This is a genomic window from Vibrio sp. PSi01 (assembly GCF_054960695.1).
This window is the reverse complement of the sequence record NZ_JBHNYN010000001.1, coordinates 554,123-578,828: the sequence shown is the minus strand read 5'-3', so window position 1 is coordinate 578,828 and position 24,706 is coordinate 554,123. Positions and strand designations below refer to the sequence as shown.

At 43.6% G+C, this 24,706-nt stretch carries 21 protein-coding genes; 10 read left to right on the top strand and 11 right to left on the bottom strand.

Features of this window, described 5'->3' with window-relative positions:
* Positions 1–3 precede the first annotated feature (3 nt).
* The 5 genes from ACFI6G_RS02615 to ACFI6G_RS02595 all read right to left on the bottom strand — a co-directional run bounded on the left by ACFI6G_RS02615 (position 4) and on the right by ACFI6G_RS02595 (position 4,010).
* Complete coding sequence (locus tag ACFI6G_RS02615; protein WP_016768068.1) at positions 4–204, bottom strand: twin-arginine translocation signal domain-containing protein; 201 nt, start codon at positions 202–204, stop codon at positions 4–6.
* A gap of 76 nt (positions 205–280) precedes the next feature.
* Complete coding sequence (locus tag ACFI6G_RS02610; RefSeq protein ID WP_010440860.1) at positions 281–913, bottom strand: TorD/DmsD family molecular chaperone; 633 nt, start codon at positions 911–913, stop codon at positions 281–283.
* 9 nt (positions 914–922) lie between these two features.
* Positions 923–2,584: a 4Fe-4S dicluster domain-containing protein gene (locus ACFI6G_RS02605; RefSeq protein ID WP_016768069.1), complete on the bottom strand. Its 1,662-nt coding sequence runs from the start codon at positions 2,582–2,584 to the stop codon at positions 923–925.
* A gap of 300 nt (positions 2,585–2,884) precedes the next feature.
* Positions 2,885–3,556 carry a DUF3306 domain-containing protein gene (locus tag ACFI6G_RS02600; protein ID WP_102336787.1) on the bottom strand — a complete coding sequence of 224 codons (672 nt, stop codon included), beginning with the start codon at positions 3,554–3,556 and terminating at the stop codon, positions 2,885–2,887.
* The gene (locus ACFI6G_RS02595; protein WP_010440867.1) at positions 3,546–4,010 is read right to left on the bottom strand and encodes a DUF3305 domain-containing protein; all 465 of its coding nucleotides are present in this window, start codon (positions 4,008–4,010) and stop codon (positions 3,546–3,548) included. The genes ACFI6G_RS02600 and ACFI6G_RS02595 overlap by 11 nt, the downstream gene beginning before the upstream one ends.
* Before the next feature lie 353 nt (positions 4,011–4,363).
* On the opposite strand from ACFI6G_RS02595, the gene fdhD reads away from it, so the two are divergent.
* Positions 4,364–5,209, top strand: a complete 846-nt coding sequence (gene fdhD, locus ACFI6G_RS02590) for a formate dehydrogenase accessory sulfurtransferase FdhD (RefSeq protein WP_010440869.1) — start codon at positions 4,364–4,366, stop codon at positions 5,207–5,209.
* Between the two features lie 175 nt (positions 5,210–5,384).
* On the opposite strand, the gene ACFI6G_RS02585 is transcribed toward fdhD, so the two are convergent.
* Complete coding sequence (locus tag ACFI6G_RS02585; protein WP_010440871.1) at positions 5,385–6,968, bottom strand: ABC-F family ATPase; 1,584 nt, start codon at positions 6,966–6,968, stop codon at positions 5,385–5,387.
* A 461-nt stretch (positions 6,969–7,429) separates the two neighbouring features.
* On the opposite strand from ACFI6G_RS02585, the gene ACFI6G_RS02580 reads away from it, so the two are divergent.
* Together ACFI6G_RS02580 and ACFI6G_RS02575 are read left to right on the top strand one after the other, a co-directional pair.
* Complete coding sequence (locus ACFI6G_RS02580) at positions 7,430–9,775, top strand: ATP-binding protein (protein ID WP_016786346.1); 2,346 nt, start codon at positions 7,430–7,432, stop codon at positions 9,773–9,775.
* Position 9,776: 1 nt separating this feature from the next.
* Complete coding sequence (locus ACFI6G_RS02575) at positions 9,777–10,664, top strand: mechanosensitive ion channel family protein (protein WP_010440875.1); 888 nt, start codon at positions 9,777–9,779, stop codon at positions 10,662–10,664.
* 137 nt (positions 10,665–10,801) lie between these two features.
* Here ACFI6G_RS02575 and ACFI6G_RS02570 read toward each other — a convergent pair whose 3' ends face one another.
* From ACFI6G_RS02570 to ACFI6G_RS02560, 3 genes are all read right to left on the bottom strand, one after another.
* Positions 10,802–12,421 carry a methyl-accepting chemotaxis protein gene (locus ACFI6G_RS02570; protein ID WP_016791633.1) on the bottom strand — a complete coding sequence of 540 codons (1,620 nt, stop codon included), beginning with the start codon at positions 12,419–12,421 and terminating at the stop codon, positions 10,802–10,804.
* A gap of 298 nt (positions 12,422–12,719) precedes the next feature.
* On the bottom strand, positions 12,720–14,747 hold the full coding sequence (locus ACFI6G_RS02565; RefSeq protein ID WP_102290606.1) for a sensor histidine kinase: 2,028 nt from the start codon (positions 14,745–14,747) through the stop codon (positions 12,720–12,722).
* Complete coding sequence (locus ACFI6G_RS02560) at positions 14,737–16,200, bottom strand: sigma-54-dependent transcriptional regulator (RefSeq protein ID WP_016768074.1); 1,464 nt, start codon at positions 16,198–16,200, stop codon at positions 14,737–14,739. Before ACFI6G_RS02560 ends, ACFI6G_RS02565 begins: the two co-directional genes overlap by 11 nt.
* A gap of 302 nt (positions 16,201–16,502) precedes the next feature.
* On the opposite strand from ACFI6G_RS02560, the gene ACFI6G_RS02555 reads away from it, so the two are divergent.
* The 6 genes from ACFI6G_RS02555 (at position 16,503) to ACFI6G_RS02530 (ending at position 21,853) form a co-directional block, all read left to right on the top strand.
* The gene (locus ACFI6G_RS02555; RefSeq protein WP_016789308.1) at positions 16,503–17,309 is read left to right on the top strand and encodes an ABC transporter substrate-binding protein; all 807 of its coding nucleotides are present in this window, start codon (positions 16,503–16,505) and stop codon (positions 17,307–17,309) included.
* Positions 17,310–17,527: 218 nt separating this feature from the next.
* A complete protein-coding gene (locus ACFI6G_RS02550; protein ID WP_016768076.1) occupies positions 17,528–18,226 on the top strand; it encodes an ABC transporter permease in 699 nt (232 codons plus the stop codon).
* A gap of 10 nt (positions 18,227–18,236) precedes the next feature.
* Positions 18,237–18,956 carry an energy-coupling factor ABC transporter ATP-binding protein gene (locus ACFI6G_RS02545; RefSeq protein WP_010440897.1) on the top strand — a complete coding sequence of 240 codons (720 nt, stop codon included), beginning with the start codon at positions 18,237–18,239 and terminating at the stop codon, positions 18,954–18,956.
* Complete coding sequence (gene mobA / locus ACFI6G_RS02540; protein ID WP_010440899.1) at positions 18,934–19,518, top strand: molybdenum cofactor guanylyltransferase MobA; 585 nt, start codon at positions 18,934–18,936, stop codon at positions 19,516–19,518. Before ACFI6G_RS02545 ends, mobA begins: the two co-directional genes overlap by 23 nt.
* Complete coding sequence (locus tag ACFI6G_RS02535) at positions 19,518–21,335, top strand: bifunctional molybdopterin-guanine dinucleotide biosynthesis adaptor protein MobB/molybdopterin molybdotransferase MoeA (protein ID WP_102357586.1); 1,818 nt, start codon at positions 19,518–19,520, stop codon at positions 21,333–21,335. The genes mobA and ACFI6G_RS02535 overlap by 1 nt, the downstream gene beginning before the upstream one ends.
* Positions 21,336–21,586: 251 nt before the next feature.
* Positions 21,587–21,853 carry a DUF2960 family protein gene (locus ACFI6G_RS02530; protein ID WP_004733780.1) on the top strand — a complete coding sequence of 89 codons (267 nt, stop codon included), beginning with the start codon at positions 21,587–21,589 and terminating at the stop codon, positions 21,851–21,853.
* A 150-nt stretch (positions 21,854–22,003) separates the two neighbouring features.
* On the opposite strand, the gene nagK is transcribed toward ACFI6G_RS02530, so the two are convergent.
* Both nagK and ACFI6G_RS02520 read right to left on the bottom strand, forming a co-directional pair.
* On the bottom strand, positions 22,004–22,912 hold the full coding sequence (gene nagK / locus ACFI6G_RS02525) for an N-acetylglucosamine kinase (protein ID WP_010440902.1): 909 nt from the start codon (positions 22,910–22,912) through the stop codon (positions 22,004–22,006).
* 163 nt (positions 22,913–23,075) lie between these two features.
* Positions 23,076–23,816: a tRNA-uridine aminocarboxypropyltransferase gene (locus ACFI6G_RS02520; RefSeq protein ID WP_198589677.1), complete on the bottom strand. Its 741-nt coding sequence runs from the start codon at positions 23,814–23,816 to the stop codon at positions 23,076–23,078.
* 74 nt (positions 23,817–23,890) lie between these two features.
* On the opposite strand from ACFI6G_RS02520, the gene ACFI6G_RS02515 reads away from it, so the two are divergent.
* The gene (locus ACFI6G_RS02515; RefSeq protein WP_016784874.1) at positions 23,891–24,700 is read left to right on the top strand and encodes a sterol desaturase family protein; all 810 of its coding nucleotides are present in this window, start codon (positions 23,891–23,893) and stop codon (positions 24,698–24,700) included.
* Positions 24,701–24,706 lie beyond the last annotated feature (6 nt).

Sequence of the window (24,706 nt, the reverse complement as noted above, 5' to 3'; positions counted from 1 at the left end):
CTCCTAAAGTGTGTCGTAGTAATCGCGAATATGTTGCGTTTCACGATAGCCCGTCTTCTTCACGTCTTTTTCAGGTATTTCAACCGTTTCTGAAGCGGTTGCCACTTTGGTTGTACCAGCGACAACGGCACCAGCAACGGCTGCAGTCGTTAAACCTTTGAGTAAGTCTCTACGGCTTGTATCTATTTCTTTATTATCTTTCATCATTGCTTCCTTACCTTGCGGTAGATCTTTTTGGAGGCTTCATGCCCCTCTATCGATATAATCGCGTACTGCTCAATTACTCGTAATCAGTGACGTTTTTCACATCAATCTTTAATTTGTGTTTACTGCTTTTTGTATTCACGCTGAAACGAACCTGCTCCAACGTTAAGAATGCTTCACATAGCTGAGCTGCAGATTTGTAGAAGTTGGCACTCTCTGCTGCTTCAAGCTGACGTGTAAATGAGTTAAACCAAGGACCGATATGTTTATTGAAAACGGCTTGTTGTAACGCGTCTTCTTCATCGGTTAGCATCGCCATTACTTCACAAAGAGCCGCGATATGATCTTCAGGCTCTTTAACCTGCTCATCACGCTCAATGCCAAGCAATTCAAGATCGTGACGGATCTCAGCTAATGGTTTCTCCATCATCGATCCTGTTCTATGCCAAGACCCAAATGGAACAATCTCCCCACGACCAATGCCAATGAACAAGTCTTGATATTCGTCTTCTAATGCTTCGCGGTTTGATTCGGTTGCTGCTTGTTGAATCGCAATCCAAGCCTTCTGCATCGCGCTTTCTGATGCTTCAATGTCTAGCGTCTTGAGAAAGTCGATCACCTCTTCAGAAGGTGCGCTACGAAACAATGCAGAAAGAACCAGATAGATTTCAGTTCTTAGTGTCTGTTCTTGATCTAAATGAGTATCCAAGGCGAACTCCTAGTATTTCAATTGTTTCAATGGGTCTTGAGCCATTGAATCGAACATGTCTACCACACGGCAGTCTTCACACATCGCAATACGATTAATTGCTGTCTCATCCGAGAAATGAGAGTGACCGCGTAACTTGTTCTGTAGCATGTCAATCATAGACTGTGGTGCGAATGGCTTATGACAACGTAAACATTCCGCTGCTTTCTCTTCATGAATTACAACCGCCTTCTGACGTTCTTCTTTCACCCAATTCATACGAGGAGTCAGAGTAAGTACGTTCTCAGGACATGCCTTTTCACACAGACCACATTGAATACAGTCTTGTTCTACAAACTTAAGCGATGGAGACGCACCGTCGGTATGCAGAGCACGTGTTGGACACACCGCCACACAACTCATACACAAAGTACAATCTTTGCTTTCACATGAAACCGTGCCGTATGGTGCATTCGAAGGAAGCTCAACAATGTTCTCAACTGGAATACGAGATGAAGACATCGCATCAAGTGCTGTGAACAAACGTTGACGCTTATTGCCTTGAAGATCGCCAAGTGCAAGGTCAAACGAATCCACACACAATGTCGGAGGACCTTCGCGAAGCGATTCTAGATAAAGGATATCAATGGTTTCTTTTGGAATACCGATTTGGTCAAGAAGCTCTTGAGCGATCCCGACTTCGTTATTCAGAACACGAATGATGGTTTCTGGCATGAAGCGAGAAGCCGCAAACAGAACCTGAGTCGCGCCATTAACCAAAGCTGCAAACCACGTATCGATACCAATAGAAGGCAGTTCTTCGACGACAACCGGAATCACGTTATCCGGCAGAGCTTTAAGCGCCATTACATTGTAGGTTTCATGACGTGAGCTACAGATAAGCACGATAGGATCCAGACCGCCCGCTTGCTCATAGTTAGCTAGCGTACGTTCAATGAACTTTTGAGTATCGTCAGGATTTGGAAGCGCATAGGTAATCGCTTCTGTAGGACAGCTTGTTGCACAAGTCCCAACGCCTTGACATAGATAGGGGTTAATCTCGATCTTGTGACCTGTTTTATCTGAACCTTCACTCGACAGTGCGCCAGCAGGACAAGCGTCAACACAACGCTCACAGCCTTTAACGCCACGTGAACTGTGTGCGCAAAGATCTGTGTCTAAACGGAAGAATTTAGGCTTATCAAACGTGCCCATTAACGTTGGAATCTCTTCTAACGCTTCAGCTAGCTTTGGATAGCCGCGGCCTACTGGGTAATAACCCGGTACAGGGACTTCTTCTGTCATGCAGCTATTCAGACATAAGTCCAGAACAACATCGAAACAATCGTGATTAATCGCGACTTTCGCCAGATTACTTGATGTGCCTTTACTTTCGATCACGATTTCAAACGTACCAAGGAAACCGGATACTTGAACCGAATTCGCGAAGTACAGTTCCGGGTTTGTGCCCTTCTCGCCGTCTGTTGACAATAAGGTTAGGCTCGTCAATTGAGGTAATTGAGCTGCAGCACTTTCAATGATCGCAGTTGGACCAATAATAAGAGTGTTACCGCCGCTTTCGTAGCTAACAGTAGGTGGAATCAGATTTGTTAACTCAACTGTATTTTCAAAGGCATACAGTCTTGCTTTAGCGTTATTTGAAGTTGCTTGTTCTAATAATTGTTTAAGCATTGCTCAGTTCCATCTTTGGACATGGATAATCTGTTCAACCTTCATTGTAGTTAGCGTTCGAGAACTTGCTGAGTAATCGCTTAACCGTTTGAGATTGCTCAACAAGTCAATCTTACTCAGGCTATCTACAAAAAAGTTGATAATAAACGTTATTTAGCAAATGCCATGCCAATTTAATATCCATTTCATTTCAATAGGTTAGAGTGAATTCTTGCGTGATTATCATTTGAATTAAGAATAAAAAAACCGCTTGGGACATTTTGTCGCAAGCGGTTCATTGAGTGTTTAGTCAAAATGTACCTATTCTTTGTGTGGTATATTTTGTCCCATTTTTTTCAGGTCAGCTTCGTCTGATATTGCAGCGCCAATATCGGGCGCTGTGTTTTTATACAGTTCTTTTTCTTCTTCGGCTATTTCGGCACTTTCTGACGTTTCAAGTTCATTGTCAGAGACCTCAAGATCGCTTTCAGTACCTTCTAAAACGTCACCCTCATCTTTATTATCAATGACTTGCTCTTCTTCTAGCGTAGTTTCTTCTTCTGTTTTATCTTTAACCCAATCACGCAAGGTTTCCGCAACCCCTTCAGAAAGAGACTTCAAATTACTGTAATCATCGTCGTAATCATCTAAACCATCACGAACGTTGAACTCTTCTGAGAGGAATAATTTACGCAACGCCGCTTTTTTTACGCTTTCTGATGCTTCTGAAACCAATAATTGAGCAACAGAAACGTCTTCTTCTGGCGCTAAACCTTGAACATCAGTCGCCTCTTCAGCGCCTGCTGATGACAACGTCGTTTCAGTAGAAGCTTCAGTATCGACTTGTTCGATCTCAGAGGATGCATTTGACTGACCTGACGAAATCTCAGAAGAAGATTCAGTTATCTCAAGCGTTTGTTCTGTTTCCTGAGACTCGTCAGTAGATTCATCAAGCTTTCGTTGAGACCAACGACTAAAAAAGTTAGTTGCCATTTGATCGACCCGCGCCTTTGCGTTTTTTACGTCTTGCTTCTAATAACTCGCCATGACGACCGATGAACGCTTCCATCCAAGCTTGTACAGGCAACGGAATGTCGTATGAAAGTACTTGGTTGTCACCGTCCATGTATTGCCCTGCAACGGTTTGTGATGCCGTAAGTAACTGAATCACAGGCTTAACACCAGAATCGACGTTATCCATCACTAAGAATAGCTTAGGTTGCTGAGAGCTTAGGTTGAAACGGTAGTCTGTACGCTCGTCTTTATGTAATTGAAGCAAACAAACGTCTTGGGTATCGTATTCTGGCGACAGTTCAAATCCCGTCAATTCCCATTGCGTGGTTACCCAGATACCTGTTTTGATCTCTTTCTCTATTCTTTGGACACCGATTGGCCAAGCTGCTTCAGTTTTTTCATATTGTTCTTTGAATTCTTTTGTCTCAGACATACTTCACCCAATTGATTTTCTTTGGTCTGAATGCACTTTGGACATTTTGTACTGTGCGCAATCATATACACCCCATAAAGCAATAAACACGCCAATATGGATTAATTGCGAGAGCGTATCTATAGCGTCCGCCATCAAGTTGTCACTATAACGTTAGTTGATAGCGGTTGTTTCATACAACTCCACACGATGAACTCTCATATTTTGCGCTATTTTAATCTAATGCTTCATGTTTCCATCAATCCCCGTTATTTTGGAATGAGATTTGCTTTAAGTATGAACTAAAGAATCAATTAACAGAGCGGTGCTAGACCTCCTTGTTACAAACCTATCTCATTAAGTAGGAAGTGATTGTGGTAAAACCAAACATAATAAAAACCAGCGAAAACCCACTTCAGACAATCGAAGTTGAAGTGTTCGACGAATATGGTGAGAAACTAACTAAACAGATCGCTTGCGAACGCCCTCTTACCGTGATGTTGAACTGGAAAGAGATCGTAACCCTGATGACACTCGGCTCTCGTCCTGAGTCATTAGTATTAGGTTATTTGAAAAACCAGAGCTTCCTTTCCGATCCCGAAGCGGTTGAATCTATCATCATCGATTGGGAAACCAGCTCTGCTGCGGTTATTACCAAAGAAGATACGAGCCAACTTGAGCAAGCGCTTAAGAAGAAAACAGTGACCTCTGGCTGCGGTCAGGGCACCATGTATGGCAACGTGATGAAGCAGTTGGAAGATTACCAAGTGCCTCAAAACAAGATCAAGCAATCTGAAATCTACACAGCGCTTGAAGCATTGACTCATTATAATGATACCTACAAGAAAGCCGGCGCGGTGCACGGTTGTGCGGTTTGCAAAGACGACAAGGTTCTATCGTTTGTTGAAGATGTTGGCCGACACAATGCCGTTGATACATTGGCTGGTGAGATGTGGCTTAACAAAGAGTCAGGTGAAGATAAGATCTTCTATACCACAGGGCGTTTAACGTCTGAGATGGTGATTAAGGTTGCGCAGATGGGTATCCCTGTTCTGCTCTCACGCTCTGGCGTAACGCAAATGGGCTTAGACTTGGCTCAGAAGTTCGGTATCACAACGATTGCTCGTGCTAAAGGTTTACGTTTCCAAGTGTTCACCGGTGCAGACAAGATCGATTTTGATGTGAAAGGTGAACAATCAGCACCCGGACAAAAAGCGTGAGTTTGACTTGGTGATTCACTAACTGCTTTTAATGTGAAATTCTGATGTGAAGAGTTAGTGGCTCACAATATATAGATACAAAAACGCCGTCATGCTTTTCAGTATGACGGCGTTTTCTTAGTTAAAGCTTCAAGTTTCCCACCTGCTGAGTAGGAAACTAAGGTCAGCTTAATGCTTAGCCACGAGCTTTCAAGAATTCAGCGTATGTACCGCGGAAGTCGTTGATCTTGCCATCTTTGATTTCAAGAACACGGGTCGCTAGCGAGTCTACAAATACACGGTCGTGAGATACGAAGAACAATGTGCCTTTGTAGTTCTCAAGAGCCAAGTTAAGCGCTTCGATAGACTCCATATCCATGTGGTTTGTTGGTTCATCCATTAGTAGGATGTTTGGCTTATGCATCATAATCTTACCAAGAAGCATACGACCTTGCTCACCACCAGAAATAACCTTTACAGATTTCTTAATGTCATCTTGACCAAACAACATACGACCTAGGAAACCACGAACAACCTGCTCGTCTTCACCTTCTTGGCGCCATTGACTCATCCAATCAAACAGGTTCATGTCTTCTTCGAAATCATGAGCATGATCTTGAGCGTAGTAACCGATGTTTGAGTTTTCAGACCACTTGTACTCACCAGTGCGAGGCTCAAGAGCGCCAGCTAGTGTGTTAAGTAGTGTTGTTTTACCTACACCGTTTTCACCGATGATAGCAACACGCTCACCAACTTCGAAGATTGCATCGAACTTGCTGTATAGGTCTTCTTCAAAACCTTGAGATAGGTTTTCAACCACAAGCGCGTTACGGAATAGCTCTTTTGACTGTTCGAAACGGATGAATGGGTTTTGACGGCTAGACGCTTTAACTTCGTCTAGTTGAATTTTATCGATTTGTTTAGCACGAGACGTCGCTTGTTTCGCTTTAGATGCGTTAGCAGAGAAACGAGAAACGAACGTTTGAAGTTCAGCGATTTGTGCTTTCTTCTTAGCATTGTCAGACAGTAGACGCTCACGAGCTTGAGTCGCAGCCGTCATGTACTCATCGTAGTTACCTGGGAATAGACGAAGTTCGCCGTAATCAAGGTCAGCCATGTGTGTACAAACAGAGTTTAGGAAGTGACGGTCGTGCGAAATGATGATCATTGTGCAGTTACGTTGGTTTAGCGTATCTTCCAACCACTTGATCGTGTCCATGTCCAAGTTGTTCGTTGGTTCGTCAAGAAGCATGATATGCGGGTCTGCAAACAGTACTTGAGACAATAGAACACGAAGTTTCCAACCCGGTGCTACTTCGCTCATCAGGCCGAAGTGCATTGATTCTTCAATACCTACCGCAAGAAGAAGCTCACCCGCTTTCGCTTCTGCCATGTAGCCGTCCATTTCAGCGAACTGAACTTCAAGGTCAGCCACTTTCATGCCGTCTTCTTCGCTCATTTCTGGCAAAGAGTAAATGCGGTCACGCTCTTGTTTAATAGCCCAAAGCTCTTTGTGACCCATGATAACCGTGTCGATTACCGTGAATTCTTCGTAAGCGAATTGGTCTTGGTTTAGCTTTGCAACGCGCTCATTTGGATCGTAGCTTACGTTACCGGCAGTCGGCTCAAGTTCACCTGATAGGATCTTCATGAATGTCGATTTACCACAGCCATTCGCGCCGATTAGACCGTAGCGGTTGCCTTCGCCGAACTTAACTGAAATATTTTCGAAAAGTGGCTTAGCGCCGAATTGTTGGGTGATATTTGCTGTGGAGATCAATGCCGTTACCTTTTTAATGTGAAAAACGCCGCAACGTTACTTGTTCAGGGCTTTAACTGCAAGTATTGATTGCAATTACTGACCATTAAGTGAGTGATAACCTTGCCAAATCATAGTTTGAGCTGACTCACACTTTTGATTTTCTATTTTGCAGAGAAAAAACGTCTTTCTTCAAGAGAAACAAAGTAGCGAACACCAGTCGTTATTGGGTTTTATATTACGACTGATGTAATGCTGATAATTGAATATATCGCATGGCGCATTGTTACAGTTGAACCTGCTTTCAGCCTAGCAACCAGCGACATAGCTAACTGCTCAAATACTAGCCCAATCCCTGACAATTTCATGACAATGATGAAAGAAACAGGAATAAAGTACTCGCCCCCGAAAAGTGGTTAGATTTCACAAAGCAAGATTAACTAACTATAGTAATCCTAACCTCATAATTCTAAGAGATTTTTATGCGTTCACTATCGCGCTTCTTATTGCTTTTATTAGCCATGCTCTCTTGGCCCAGTCATGCCAACTTGGAATATGACTTACAATCACAACCTCAGGTATCGAACGCAGTCAAAGATCTGGACAACCGTATCAATGCCCTACCCGATCCTTTGTTTATGGATGAATTGGATAAACGCAAAGTCAACACTCTATTGGCTGAAGTGCTTCGAGTTCAAAATCAGCAAATCACGACATTTGACCAGCAGTTGTTAGCCTACAAAGAAAACAACAATGTCGATCTGTGGTTTGCGGTTGAGTCAAGCTACGTGACATTGAATAGTTTGAACGTCAGTAAGCAGCACCTGCTTGAACAGACGACCACTGCAAACAAAGAACGCTTGACAGGTTTTGGCCCTTATGGGGTAACTCAGTTTAAACAAGAGTGGGATCTGACTAAGCTCAACGTTGAATATCTGGTCTATTTTCAGATCCGTAGCTTCAAGGCGTTAGTTAACGATATCTTTATTTCGCCCGTACCTGTGATTGGCGCGTCGTTAAAAGTGTTGTTCATCTACTCCGGTTTAGTGTGGTGGCTTGCCAACAGCACTCGCTTGATTGAGTTGTTTCGAATTAACTTTCTTGAAGCGAAAACGAACCCTCCTTTCCTAGTTCGCGTGATTTGGTATATCAGCCGCGCTGATCGAGCGATTGCTTGGCTAATTGCCATCACACTTTCATTGAGAGTACTTTCTAGCATCTCTAGCCTGCAACACCTGATTTTCCTTGAGATCTTCACATGGTGGATTCTTGGTGGCTCGATTGCGATTAGCTTTATCCTCGAATTTGCTTACCGTTTAGGCCGCACATCGAATCAAGAAGTGATTGCTCTGCGTCTATCAACAATTCGCCGTTATGTGTGGAGCTTCATTATTGCGGGTGTGATTCTGCAAATATCGAGCATAACCCTGGGCAAAGGCACGATCTACAGTTGGATATACAGCGTTCTGTTTTTCTGGTTTGTGTTGGTTACTATCTCAGTTCTTCGATTATGGCGAGCAAAAGTATTCGATACATTACAACACATCTCCGATCGACCAGTATGGGTCAATTGGGCGGTAAACCGTAAGGACACTTTTCTCCTTAATATTGTTGCAACAGCGCTGGGGATCGCTTGGTTGAGTGTTTATAACTTTCAGCATCGAATCATGGCTCTACTTTCTAACTACACTCTGTTTAGTCAAGCCTTAGCTTATTTGTTTCGAATTGAAGTGGCGAAACAGTCTGACCTTGATAAGAACCAACAGAATTTAGTGAGGATAAAAGGCGACCAAACCTTTGAATACATTTTACCGGGTTCAATAGACAGCACACTTATTGATTATGCCGGCGACGAGGTGAAACAGCTTTCTCGCTACCTCATGTCAGATAGCCCTGCAATTTGTATCGTGTCTGGCGAGCGTGGTGTTGGCTCAACGACTCTGCTTTATACCCTGCTGCACAAGGTGTCAAATGCCGAGCCAGTCTACGTAAGCTGCCCATATGCGGGGTACCAAGAGTTCCTAGCCCATCTAGCAGTGAGTATTGGTTTGGATGAGGAAGCCACCGAGATTCAGATTTTGGCGCATCTACGTAAAAGCGAAACCACTTATCTTATTGCGATTGATAATGCACAGCGCTTAGTCAAGCCTATGGTGGGCGGATTATCTGATCTTATCCGCCTAACAAACTTGCTTCGTCGTTCTAAAAAAAATCACCGTGTAGTCATGTCGATTGCCAAATCAAGCTGGCGCTTTGTTGATCGAGCTCGTGGTGAGCGCTTGTTGTTTGACCTGGTTTGCTTCCTTCCTCGTTGGACAGAAAAACAAGTGAGTGAGCTTTTAACGAGTCGCATCAACAACGAGTTAGAAAAGCCGTTGTCATTTGATGGCTTGGTGGTTCCTAAGCAGTGGGATCAAGATGACATGACAGAAGAGGAACGCGCTCGTAAAGGGTTTTATCGAATTCTATGGCATTACTCCGATGGTAACCCTACCGTTGCCCTGCGCTTCTTCCGTTTATCTCTGAATCGAAATAAAGAGACAGATCAAGCCGTGGTACGCTTGTTCCACGTACCAGAAGCTCAAGAGCTAGAAAACATGCCTAAACCTATGCTGGCTGTGCTTCGTTCTATCGTGCAGTTGGAAATCGCGTCGCCAGAAGTGCTGTCTGAATGTACTCAGTTGAGTATTGCTGAGATTACCGGGATTCTGCGTTATTTCGAAAGTCGCGGTTACATTGGTTGGAATGAAGACAAGGCTAAGATATCGGATCACTGGTTCCGTCACATTACTAACGTTCTCGACCGTCAACATTTATTGGTGAAGTGAAATGAAGAAGTTATTTGTCCTATTACTTGTTGGCTTAGCGACTACCGTGAGTTTTCCGACCTATGCAACGGAAGAGTTAGCCAACGTAGAGAACATCTCTAAGATTGCAAGCTTGGTACGATGGAGCGGTGTGTTCTTCTCCATGATCGTTATTGCAGCAATGTGGCTGTTGCTTAAGTTCATCAATTCGTTGGTGACCAGCTTTGGTAGCCAGTTTGTGCAATATAGAATGTTGCTACAAAAACTGCAGTCGTTTACTCAGTTCTTTATCTACGTAAGCACGGGTCTTATCGTGTTCATGATGAGTTTTAGAATTAACGACCAAATACTGGCTTTGATTGGGGGTACTCTTGCTGTTTCAGTAGGCTTTGCGCTTAAAGACTTGGCAGCATCATTTATCGCGGGTATCACGGTGATGATCGATAGACCCTTTCAAGTTGGTGATCGCGTCACGTTTGAAGGTAATTACGGCGACATAATTACGATTGGTTTGCGTTCTGTGCGCATGAGAACTTTGAATGATGACATCATCACAATTCCAAACAACAAGTTCTTAAATGAAGTCACTACCAGTGGTAACTATGGTGCGTTGGATATGCAGGTGGTGATTCCGTTTTACGTCGGAATGAATGAAGACATCACTCTAGCCCGTGACTTAATCCAAGAAGCGGCTTCTTCAAGTCGCTATATTCATTTACCTAAGCCGGTAACGGTTTTAGTAAAACAGACGATTACGGATAACTACTTAGCGATACAACTAACTTGTAAAGCTTACGTAGTGGACACCGCATATGAGAAGTTGTTTGAAACTGACATTACTTTGCGTGTAATGAAGGAGTTCAGAAAGCACAATATCAACCCTCCGAAAATTTCAGTGGCTGCGCATTAATCGAAGTCGGTTTAACGCTTGGAGAGTGAATTAACCTTCTCGTTATCGATAAACAAAAACACCTCCTAACTTATCTCAAGTGCGGAGGTGTTTTTTTATGAGGTTTCTATGTGCGGAAAGACTAAGAGTTGTTGGGTTTATACCTTAAAGTACTTCAACTGTTCTGTTAGGTACTCTGTGGTGTTAGCCATTTTCTGACTGTCTTCTGCCAGTGATTGTGATGCTTGTAGAACTTCATTCGCGGCTAAATGAATGCCAGTGACACTTTCACTCATTTCTGTTGCTACCGCACTCTGCTGCTCCGAGGCTGCAGCAATCTGTGCCACCATGTCGTTCGCGTTATGTAATTCAGTAACAATCACATCAAGTTGTTGGCGCGTGTCATTGGAAGCGACGACACTATGATCGACCTTCTCATTACTGCTTTGCATCGCTTTGTAGGTTCGTTCTGCTTGCTGAGTGAGTTTCTCTATTGTGTGTTGGACTTCGTTGGTTGAATTTTGAGTACGACTCGCAAGGTTACGAACTTCATCTGCAACCACTGCAAACCCTCTTCCTTGCTCACCAGCACGTGCCGCTTCAATCGCAGCATTTAGCGCCAATAAGTTGGTTTGTTCGGATACATCACGTATCACACTCACCACTTGGCTTATCTCAGTCACACCGGATTGTAGGTCTCTCACAAGGTCATTCGCTGTCGAAATGTTTTCTGAAACTTGAGATATCGTTTTGGAGGTCACCTGCATGTTTTGGTCGTTTTGATTCGCATGATCCACCACTTTATTGGTGCTCTCTGCTGTGTTTTCGGCATTTACGGCAACATCAGAAATGGTCGCACTCATTTCTGTCATCGCGGTAGACAATAACTCAAGTTGTGCATGTTGAGAGTTAACACTGGTTGCGGCTTCTTCACTCGCTTGAGCTATGTGGCTCGCCATATTGCTGGATAAGTCGGCAGACTCATTCGCGGTTCGCAACGTACTTTGAAGTTTATCTAACATGGTATCGATCTGATGGCTCATATCGCCGAGTTCATCTTTTCGCATCATGTTCATGCGGACACGAAGATCGCCATCGGCAATTTTATGAGTGTTACCGATAAGCTTGTCGAGTGGTACAAGAATATTATTGGAAATCGCATAACCCATCGCAAACAAAAGGACTGAGAACACCACGGCAACCAGCCCTTCTTTGATTGCTAATGCGTAAAATGCCTCTTGTATGTCTGCGACTAATATTCCAGAGCCAACCACCCAGTTCCATTCAGGAAATAATTGTACATATGAAATCTTGTCTTTGAGTTCACCTTGAGGGCTCATCCATTGATAATCGAGAAAGCCTTTTTCCGCAGGAGAACGAGAAATGGTGACCATTTCGCGCCAGTGATGTTTACCCGCACCATCTTTTAAGTTGCCCGCATTCGTATCGTTCAGTTCGGGCTTTAATGGGTGGCTAATAATGTTGAGCTGCTGATTTAAGATCCAGAAATAGTTGGTGCTGTCATAGCGAAGTGTCTCGATTGCGCGTAGAGCCTGTTCTTTTGCGACTGCTTCGCCAAGCACGTTACGTTGGCTGTAATAGTAGCTCGCCAAACTGACTGCAGTTTCAACTTGAGCACTTAGCTTATCTTGCCGTTCCTCCATGGAGCTCGCGCGCTGCTGTATTAGATTAAAAGTAGACGTCATTACCAAGAGAACAACCGATAAGATGACAATGGATACGAGTTTTGATTTGATAGAAAGGTTACTTAATTTCATAGCTGACTGACTTTATTATTTGTTTTGATTATGAATTTTCGACCAAGGTATCAAAATTTCATACAGTTCAGATGATATGCATCAAGACTGAAGAATATACACTGTGTTACATAATCAAAAAGAGGCACTCGTCAAACAGGCAGAGGTTGAGATTTAGCTTGTGATAGATTAGTAGGACGTGATTTGCGTGCCTGGGCAGAAAAAAGAGAGAAGCCCAGGAACGTTAGAGGTCTAATTAGGTAACCTCTAACGGAGGATCGAATCTAAGCGTAAGTAACGGTTCGATCAGGTATTTAGTTTAGAGGTTGGACACCAGCAATTGCGGTTTTGCTTTTTGTTGAAGGTAGATACTAAAGCAACTTCCCTTGCCTACCTCAGATTCAACTCGGATTTCACCACCAGTCTGACTCAAGATACTTTGAGAGACTGATAAGCCTAAGCCTGTACCGTCGCGTTTGGTGGTATAAAAAGGCGAGAAAATACGTTTTAGTTGTTCTTCCTTAATACCACAGCCTTCATCTTTAACATGAACGATAGCGCCATGAGACACACCATTTTCAACCCAATCTTCACTTGAAATCGTCAATGTACCTTGCCCATCCATGGCATGAATCGCGTTCATTTGTAAGTTCACGAGGATCTGTAGCAGTTGATTTCGATTAACTTCAACAGATGTTTTTGCACTAAGGTTAGAGACATAAACAATACCTTTCTTCTTAGCGCCCGTTTTCACTAATGTGATGCTCTCATCTACTATCGGGTTGATATGTTGCCATGTGACTTCGTCTTGAACACCGCCATGTCGGCTGTATTGAAGCAGGCTTCGTGTGATGTTTCGAATTCGATCGATTTGTTCCATGATAGCTTGGACTTCTTCGTTGACTCGACCAATGTCATCTCCTAGTTCAAACTTCATCAACTCTACGTTGCCTAAAATCACGGCTGTTGGGTTATTAATCTCGTGCGCAATTCCTGCGGTTAACTCGCCTAGTGCTGCCAACTTTTCATTGACCACCAGCTTATCTCTCGCTTGGTTGAGTAGTTGAATGTGAAGCTCAAGCTCTTCAGTTTTCTCTTTCAAACTCGCGGTACGAGAATGAACTTTGCATTCCAATTCTGACGCCGCTTGTTGAATCTCTTGATTACGCTCGTGTAGAAGATCCAACATCTTGTCAAACTGTTTAGCGAGCAGTGTCAGTTCGTGTTGATCATCCAATCCTAGCGTACCAATTCGCTTGTCTTGCCCCATTTGGACAAGCTTGACGACTTTATGAATGCGTTCAATTGGGTTGAAAAGATCACGCGCGCCACGATGGACGATCAAACCCGAAGCTAGCAATAGCAATACAATGGTGATGCTTATTTCACCAAGATTAGTTAAATAAGTTTGTATGAGAGGCCAAATTAGATAACCGGTGTAAAGCATGCCAATGACGTTGTCGAAATGGTCATGGATCGGCTGGTAAGCGGTGATGTACCACGCATCGTAAACATATGCACGGTCAAGCCACTCTTTGCCTTCATTGAGCACTTTTGTGTGAACTTCGTTGGAGACGCGAGTACCAATAGCGCGTCCTGCACTGTCCTCGCTACTTAGCGGAACGTTCGTGCTAACGCGAAGATCATCTAGAAATACAGTAACGGTACCAATACGTCGATTAAAACCATCGCGTTGTGGGTATATCAGATTGCTGATCTGATCAACTAATTGGGTACTATTATTGAGTAAAATACCGCCATCAAGAAAACCAATTACATGGTCATGTTTGTCTCTAATTGACACAACAGTGCGACTGACCAAACCTCGAGTTTCGACATCGTGCCCGTTGAGCATTGGTACTTCGGCTTGTTTCGCTAGATTGCGATCGAGTTCATTCAGTTCATCTTGAGTAAGCACATTAAAAAAGGACTCTTTGTGCGTAAGATCAAGGTATTCAAGCTTTTTGTCCATTTGCTCAACACTGCGCCAGCGTAGAAAATCGAGCTTATAGCGTTTCTTGTTCTCTGACACCCAGCGAGTGAAGTCTTCTTTCGAACCATTACTGGTGAGCTTTACTCGGAAATTGTAAGATTCAGCAAACGCTTGAACATTATAAGCTTGTTGGCTTTGAATCAAATGAATACTGTTGTCTGCGACATCCAAACGCTCATCGACATCAATTAACGCACCCTGCCACGTATAATGAACCGACCAATACAAGGTAATGGCAACCAATGCGCAGAGCGTTAAGATAATCGGAGCGGATGTCAGGAACAATAAGCGATAACGTACCATTGTTTTGAAACGGAACGTCCACTTAGACCACCAAAGACGTCTAATCGGCATATTCAGAACCTTCTGTGTTCCAATCTTTGTACTTACGTTCTAACGTTTTTCGTGCAACACCGAGATCTCTCGCTGCAGCAGATTTGTTGCCATCGTGAAAACTCACTAGTTGCTCAATATGTGCTTTTTCCACTTCTTTGAGTGTCCAACTGTTTGGATACCCTTCTGCAGCGTCATAGTTTTCCAAGTTAGGCACTTCAGACCCATGTGACACCGTCACTGATATGCTCGTTGGTGCTGGATCACCGTTAATCTCACGCCAATAGTGAGCTGGTGGCTTGTCTAATAGAATGCATCGTTCGACTAAGTTTTTAAGCTCACGGATATTCCCCGGCCATTCGTACTCGTTCATTGCCAAGATATCTTCATGCGCCCAATTAGGGACAGGCATACCAAGTTCACTTGATAATAAACGTGTAAAGTACGGAACAAGCTCAATCAAATCAGATGGACGTTCTCTAAGAGGAACAACATCTATCTTAAGTACATTGAGTCGATAGAAGAGATCACGGCGAAAATGTCCTTTGTCGACCTCATCCTGTAAGTTTCGGTTGGTCGCAGCGACAACTCGAACGTCGACGGCGATCTCTTTCTCGCTGCCGACAGGACGAATCGTACGTTGCTCTAAAACTCGTAATAAAGCTGCTTGCATTGGTAATGGCATCTCACCTATTTCGTCAAGGAACAGTGTGCCACCACTTGCGACTCTAAAGAGACCCTCTCTATTTTTTTTCGCGCCAGTAAATGCACCAGATGTATGACCAAACAACTCACTTTCTAAAAGCTCTGGTGCAATCGCGCCGCAGTTAATCGGTACAAATGGCCCCGTACGTTTGCTGGCTTCATGTACACCACGCGCGACCAGTTCCTTACCGGTTCCGGATTCACCTTCGATAAGCACTGAGGCTCTTGATGGCGCAAACTGACTAATAAGTTGTTTAAGCTGTTTGGTTTTGTCTGAATTACCGATCAATTCGGTTTTAATATGACGGCTAACATCACGCTTTAGCGCATATTGCATTCGTTGGTCTAAGCGCTTATCCATGCAGCGAAGTACGGCTTGTATCATCTGCTCCAAATTGAACGGCTTTAGAATGAAATCAGAAGCGCCAAGCTTAAGCGCTGATATGGTCATCTCTAGATCGGCGTAACCAGTCATGAAAATGACATCTGCACGCTTATCTGCATCATTAAAGGCTTCTTCCCACTCAATACCAGAACGACCTGGAAGATTAATATCGAGAACGATCAGATCAAAATGCTCATTGCAACGGAGGACCTCAGCCTCTTCTACAGAACCCGCACTTGAGACCTTACCAAAGAACTTACCTAGTGCTTTTTTTAAAATGGCCTGCATGCCAATTTCATCGTCGACCACCAAGACAGAAAATGCTTGATATTGAGTCAATGTGTTTGGGTTGAGATTAGATGCAGTTGAACTAGGTAAAGACATATTGATAAGCCCACAGTGAAAGTTGGGACAGAGTGTACCAATTAACCTTCTGTGCTACAGGGGCAATATGCGACATTTTGTCCTAGCTCATATTTTGGTTCAATTTTTCGCGTCAAATGGCGCAACTTAGTCCGAAATAACAGTAATTTAATGAAATCTGATGCATGATTTATTGGCATCAAGCTTGCTTGTAAGGTGATGGTTTCTAATTACAACAATTAGCATCTTATGTACATGACCTTCTTTGAGCCCTTTATACTGAAGGCATGTCATTCATTTATAACAGAATGGACATAATAATAATGAAAGCAATTCCCTTAACCCTTGCAGCTCTATCTATCGTCAGTTACACGGCTAGCAGCGCAGAAGACACCACTCATATCAAACTTGCAACCACGACAAGTACTTATCATTCTGGTTTGCTCGATTACTTATTACCTCAATTTGAAAAGGATTCTGGTATCAAAGTCGACGTACTCGCTGCAGGTACAGGCAAATCACTTCGCATGGGCGAAAATGGTGATGTTGATCTTGTGATGACGCACGCTCCTAAGGCCGAAGCGAACTTCGTTGAAAAAGGCTACGGTGTTCTACCTCGCAAGCTGATGTACAACGATTTTGTTATCGTTGGCCCTCAAACGGATCCTGCTAAGGTTGCGTCTCAAGAAAACGTCGCTGAAGTATTCAAAGCCATTGCAGAAAACAACGTTACTTTTGTTTCTCGTGGCGACGATTCAGGTACTCACAAAAAAGAGATGGGTATTTGGGCTCAAACTAAAATGGAACCCAACTTCGGTGGTTATCGCAGCGTTGGTCAAGGTATGGGGCCTACCCTAAACATGGCATCAGAGATGCAAGGCTATACCATGACAGACCGCGGAACTTGGTTGGCTTATCAAAACAAACTTGATCTTAAAGTGTTGTTCCAAGGCGACAAAAACCTTTTCAACCCTTACCAAGTTATTTTGGTGAACCCAGAACGTTACCCAAGCATCAACTACCAAGCAGCGAAAGTTTTCAGTGATTGGTTGGTGAACCCGAAAGGTCAAAAGCTAATCAACGACTTTAAGCTTCACGGTAAGCAGTTGTTTGTTGCTAGCGCAGAGTAGTCAACAAAGCACTATCCTTTACCAAGTGACATTAATGAAGAAATAATGTTCATGAAAGTTACTTGGTAAAAGCTGTTAGCTTTTGTTAACAACGACTCTTGCAAAAGACCACTTTAAGATACGATAGCTGACCAATTAAGCCTCAAGCAAATTCAGTCAGCTATGATTAAATCAGTCATACCTACTAAGACTTATTGTCGATCGAAACGAGATACATCATGACCCTATGGCAAACAACGCTTGATGCATTGAATTTACTAATCAGTTTCGACCAAGAACTGTGGCAAATTGTAGCGGTATCCTTCAGCGTATCTTTGTCCGCCATTTCATTGGTGATTATTCCTGCAATCATCATGGCTTTCATCTTGGCTTATACCGAGTTCCCCGGTAAATGGGCGCTGCTTTCCGTGATTAACACCTTACAAGCTATTCCGACTGTCGTAATCGGCTTGCTGATGTACATGATGCTATCGCGCTCTGGCCCTTTGGGCGATTGGCAACTGCTGTTCACGCAACAGGCGATGATCTTAGGTCAGATGCTGATCTGTTTCCCGATCCTTGTCGCAATGATGCATGGTGCGCTGCAAGCTAGTGACCGTCGCGCGGTTGAAACTGCACGTACCCTGGGAGTATCAACCACTCGAGTGGCATGTACTTTAATTTGGGAAACTCGCTTTCCTTTAATGGCTGCCACCATCGCTGCATTTTCTCGCATCGTCACTGAAGTGGGCTGTTCGATGATGGTTGGTGGCAACATTATGGGGATGACAAGAAATATCCCAACGGCTATTGCCATGGAGAGTCATAAAGGCGCTTTCGCACAAGGTGTCGCGCTGGGTATGGTTTTACTTGCACTGGCATTAGCCCTTAACTTTTTTCTCTCTAGTGTGAGAGGAAAAGGCTATTTAAGAACTTAGGAACGCTGTCATGAGTATAAAAATAACAACGCAGCAAATCTCAATGCGCTACAAAGAGCGTGTTTTGTTCCATATTCCCGAATTGTCGATTGGCCCTAATGATGCCATTTATCTTAAAGGTGATAATGGTGTTGGTAAAACGACCCTACTTAAAATCTTGTCAGGACTTATCCAACCTAGCTCTGGACGCATTCAATCTCCTACCCAAAGTTGGCAGCAGATTTTATTCCCGAGACTGAAGTTCAAGGACATCATCTATTTACACCAAACCCCTTATCTTTTTGATGGTTCGGTGTACCAAAATGTCGCTTATGGTATTCGCTTTAATAAAGAGAGCCAAAAAGATAAGCGAGCTCAAATAATTAACGCGCTGAGAATGGTAGGTTTGGAAACCTTAGCAGACGAGCACATCTCTGTGCTGTCTGGTGGTGAACGTCAACGCGTTGCCATGGCGCGCGCTTGGATTCTAAAGCCCTCAATCTTGCTTATGGATGAACCAAGTGCCTCTTTAGATAAAGAATCTATTGAAAGATTGGTGATTATGGCTGAAGATCTTCTTCAGAGAGGCGCAAGTTTGGTCATTACTAGCCATCAAACCAACGCGTTAACCGATTTATGTAAGAAGCAATGGTGGATTAAAGACAACACTTTGACTGAATCACCGCTTCTGCAAATTATTCAAAAAAACAGAGCACAAGAGAATATTTATGCTGCTTCCCACGCAAACTAGTTGGGTTATTTTGGCTGGCGGACAGGCCAGTCGTATGGGCGGGAAAGATAAAGGACTCGTTGAGCTCAACGGGTCTCCGCTTATTCAATACGTAATTAACAAACTGTCACAGCAAGATGTCAGCATTACTATCAATGCCAATCGCAACCTAGACAGTTACCAGGCATTTGCTCCGGTTGTTTCCGATTCATTTCCTGACTATCCAGGACCTTTAGGTGGCATTCATGCTGGCCTTCAAAACGCGACCACAGATTGGGTCGGCTTTGTCCCTTGTGACAGCCCACAAATCAGTGACGACCTTGTTGAGCGTTTTTGTTCTGCAGTTAAAGAAGACAGTGACATTCTTGTCGCGCATGATGGCGAATTTAAGCAACCTGTATTCACCCTATTCCACAAACGTGTTCTGCCAAAGCTAGAAGCGTTTTTGGAACGTGGTGATCGTAAGATCATCTTGCTATACAAAGAGTGTGTCACGGAATATGTCGATTTTAGCGATTCACCTAACTGCTTTGTTAATCTGAACACGCCAGAAGAACTCACCCAATTCGGAACGCTTCAATAATGAAAGATTCAACACAACGCCCTAACCTTCCTCTATTGGGCTTTGCTGCTTATAGCGGTACAGGAAAAACAACGGTACTTGAAGCTCTGCTTCCGTTATTGACTGAATCGGGTTTAAAAGTTGGTGTGTTAAAACATGCTCACCACGATTTTGATGTCGATAAGCCGGGTAAAGACAGTTACCGCTTACGTAAGGCTGGAGCCAATCAAATGCTGATCGCTTCGCGTAACCGTCACGTGATGATGACAGAAACGCCAGAAGCCGAAGCTGACTTTGATTACCTGCTGACTCGCTTTGATACCAACACACTTGATCTGATTTTGGTTGAAGGCTGTAAGAACATCGCTTTTCCTAAAATTGAATTGCACCGAGATGAAGTAGGTAAACCATGGTTATATCCGAATGATGACAACATTATTGCCATTGCTGCAGACAGACAAGTGGAATCCGAACTGCCACAAATGGCGATCAGCGACTTAGACGCGATTCGTGATTTCATCATCGAATATGCTCAGTCATTTGATTCTTCATCGACAACAAGCAAAACAGCGTCGTGTTCATCTTCAAAAGACGATACACCTGTTGTGTGCTGTGACTCATTCTCTCCTGCTGGCCTAAGCGTTACGCAAGGCCAACAAAAGATCGTCGATAGTATTGACGCGCTCGAACTCACAGAGAGTGTTGAATTACTACAAGGCTACGGTCGCGTATTGGCTGAAGATGTTATTTCACCAATCAATGTGCCTCAAAACATCAACTCTGCAATGGACGGCTACGCGATTCGCAGTGAAGACTTAGAATTGGATAGCTACCAACTGGTTGCTGAAGTTATGGCTGGCCATAGCTACGACAAAACCGTTAAACAGGGTGAAGCTGTTAAGATCATGACGGGCGCACCAATGCCAGAAGGCGTTGATGTGGTTGTTATGCGTGAGCAAGCTGTTCAAGAAGGCTACACAGTTAGTTTTCCAGATGCGAAAATCTCAGTAGGACAAAATGTCCGTATGGCGGGTGAAGATTTAGAAATCGGCCAACCCGTCTTTACACGTGGCACACGCATCGAAGCACCAGAAATGGGCATGATGGCGTCGTTAGGTTTTGGTACATGTCCTGTTCTACGTAAAGTAAAAGTGGGCGTGTTCTCGACGGGTGATGAAGTTCAAGCGCCCGGTAGCGAGCAAAAACCAAACTCTATCTACGATTCAAACCGTTTTACTATTATCGGCATGCTTCAAAAGCTTGGCTGTGACATTGTCGATTACGGCATCATCGAAGATGACGAACAAAAGATGATGGATGTGCTTCATGCTGCGTCGTTGGAAACTGATATGGTACTAACGTCTGGGGGTGTTTCAGTTGGTGATGCCGACTACATTAAACTCGCGCTAGACAAACTAGGTGAAATTAACTTCTGGCGTATCAATATGCGTCCAGGTCGCCCTCTTGCTTACGGTAAGATTGAAAACAAACCATTCTTCGGTTTACCGGGCAACCCTGTCGCGGTAATGGTGTCGTTTATTAATTTCGTTGAACCTGCAATCCGTAAACTGCAAGGACAAACCAACTGGACACCAGTGAAAGCAAACGCGGTAGCGACTGAGCAATTACGTTCACGCCAAGGTCGTACTGAGTTCAGCCGTGGTGTGTTCTCGATGAGTGAATTTGGTGTGCTTGAAGTGAAAACTACTGGCAAACAAGGTTCAGGCATTCTGCGCTCTATGAGCGAAGCGAACTGCTTAATCGAAATCTCGCCAGCGGTTGATACAGTGAAAGTTGGTGAGACAGTCACGATTATTCCACTGCAGGGTCGTGTTTAATTTAAAGCTCATTAGCTTAAATTTGAATTAGCAGACTTTACTAAAAGATAGACGAAGCCCCTATATTGATAGTTCGATACTAAGGGGCTTTCTGTTTATTCGTTTCGTGAAAGACAACCTGTTCGTTTCCTGACAGACAAAAAGCTTAGATCGCGATAAGCGATAATCTTAAGATTTCTTACCATTGCCTTGAGCCACGTACGGTTTTTATGTAGAGTGCGCGCAAAGTAATAATTCTATTGGAGAGCATCATGGCTCGTACCATTCTGTACACTTATAAAGACGAAGACAAAGAGTTACTGTTTTCTAAACAAGAACACCGCACGATTCAAGAAGCTGTAGCGGCAGCTGAAGGTATCGACATCACTGAGTATCTAAAAACTGAGCAACAGCTTGAGTTTATTTCTGATACTAAAGCTGTTCGTAACTACCAAGATAACTATTTCCGTAAGCTTGGCTTTACCAAGCTTACGTTGAAGCAAAAAGATAACCTTGGTGTTGGCAAAAAGAAGAAGTAAGTCCTCTTGGAGCTTGTTTCTTTGCTGCTTCTAGCTTCTAGCTTCTAGCTTCTAGCAACAAAAACACTAAATCATAAAAAATGCCGCAACCTCTTTCGAGATTGCGGCATTTTTATTTATAGTTTTTAATCGCTTAACGTTAAGTTGAGATTACTTAATGTTAAGGAATGCAGCACCACGAACGCCACCTGAATCACCGTGTTTTGCTTTGATGATTTTCGGACATTTCGCCACAGGCAACAAGTATTTAGGAATACGTTTTGGCATCTCTTCGTAGATAAGCTCAAAGTTAGACAAGCCACCACCAAGCGCAACAACATGCGGGTCAAGCGCTGTGAATAGGTTTGCAAAACAGATAGCCAATAACTCCATGAAACGATCTACGTGCTCAACAGCTTTTGCTTCACCTTCGTTGTAAGCTTGAATAATTTCAACTGCTTTTTTCTTCTCACCAAAATAGTGATCATAAATCAGCTCAAAGCCACGACCTGACAAGTAACTGTCTAAACAGCCCTTTTTGCCGCAACCACAACCAAGTAACGGTGCGTTATCGCCAAGGTGAAGCCAAGCATCAAGAGGTAAGCGCATATGGCCTAGCTCACCTGCCACGTGGTTACGACCGGAGAATACCTTACCGTCGAAGACTAAACCGCCACCGAAACCAGTACCAAGAATCAGGCCGGCAACTGAAGGTTCATCTTTAAGTTCGTCATCCCATGCTTCTGAAAGCGCAAAACAGTTCGCATCATTTTCGATTTTCACACTACGACCGATAAGCGCTTCTAGATCTGTACGTAGCGGCTTACCTGTTGATGCAGGTACGTTAACAACAAGCATAGTGCCATCGTCTGCGTTTTCCATGCCAGGAAGGCCAAGGCCAATTTTGCCTTCGCAAGACAGTTCGTTATCGTACTTTTTTACTAAACCAGCAATCGTATCAAGTAATAATTGATAGTTATCAGTTGGCGTCGGTACACGCTCTGTTGCCACTCGCTCAAGTTTCTCGTTGAATGCACCAAACTCAATTTTTGTGCCGCCAACATCGAAGCCGTAATACATGAAATCTCTCCAATTCTTCCCTAAATTCGGGCAAATAAAATTTTGTAAATAAACAACTAAGGAGCATTATCCATAACACTCCCCCTACAAACCGTGATAGATAACAAACTTATCTTGTGTTCGAGTCTGTTTGAACAACAAGTCAGCACATAGCGGTTAAAGGTTAGAGTGACTTCTCATTTTTGCTGTGTTCTATGAAAGCATTCAAGCTAGGTTTAGTCGGATCTGACTTATAACGCGTCTTACTTAACATGTAGCTTTCACGAAATACTTCAAACCAAAGTTGTAAAGTCTTCGCGCCCTCTTCTTCGCCAGCTTGCTTTAAAACTAAGCTGGCGACTTCTGCCGTTGAGAGGTGTTGTTCGTTATCTGACTTTCTCATCATGTATTGAGAAACCGATTCAGGCTCAATCGACAACACAGGTAAATCTTGCAGATACTCTGAACGGCGGAAGATGCGTCTCGCTTCACGCCAACTACCATCGATGAAGATAAGAAGAAGTGTTTTATTAGGATCGCGCATTTGTGGTAAATCTTGAACCACTCGCGTTTTGTCATCGGTGTAGCCTTCAGGGAATACAACAACGGGTTGATATTTACCATCCTTTAGAACATCAAGCATCTCTTGATTCGGCTCAGTACGGTGCCAAAGGTAGGCATAGCTGTCTTTGACCGTATCAACAATCAATCGGCCTGTATTGCTTGGCTTCAAGATTTCGTTGTCTGACAAGATCAACATCGTAGCGACATTCGTATCTATATTCGGTTGATGCTCGCAGATGCAGCTGTCTTGTTTTATTTTGCAGTATTCGCATCGCACGACTTTGCACCCGCGCGCGTTAAACGGCTTAGTAGCAATAGACAAGCGGTGTTGATATAAACGGTGAAAAGCGTGGATTCTCATGGATAATAACGATAGATCTAGAAAAGTTGCACGATTGTACTTACAGTGACCTTAGAATGATAGAAGGAATTCCCATGCAAGACCCATCACTGCTTCGCCTTGTTTGTTTTATTGTCGTTTTTGGATTATGTGCGATTTGGGAGTACCGTTTTCCACGCAAAACGCTAACTCAAAATAAGTGGTTCCGTTGGGGGAACAACTTTGCGTTGGTTGCACTCAACAGTTTTCTGCTAGCCACACTTATTCCTATTGCTGCATTCCAAGCGGCTGTCATTGCACAAGACAACCAATGGGGTTTATTTAATACCCTGTCACTTCCTAAAGAACTCGTTGTACTGATCTGTGTATTGCTGTTGGATTGCGCCATTTACCTGCAACACTTGGTGTTTCATCGTGTGTCTTGGCTTTGGAGATTACATCGAGTGCATCATGCCGACCTAGATATTGATGTCACAACAGGTACACGATTTCATCCAATTGAGATGATGCTTTCTATGCTTATCAAAGTGAGTTTAGTGATCACCCTTGGGGTTCCAGTGATTGCCGTGGTGATATTTGAAATTGTGCTTAACGCGAGCGCGATGTTTAACCACAGTAATGCACGTCTACCACTTTGGATTGATAAGCGATTGAGAAAAGTGATTGTGACACCAGACATGCATCGTGTTCATCACTCGGTCATTGTGAAAGAAACCCATTCTAATTTTGGCTTCTTTTTATCGGTTTGGGATATCTGGTTTAAGACTTATCGTGCCCAGCCTATGCTTGGACACGATCACGTCCACATTGGCGTGCCTGAGATACAAGATGGCAAAGAACAGAGATTGGATTTCATGCTGCGTCAACCATTTGTCCATTACCCACATTCAAGAAAATCAAAGTAGCGGTTT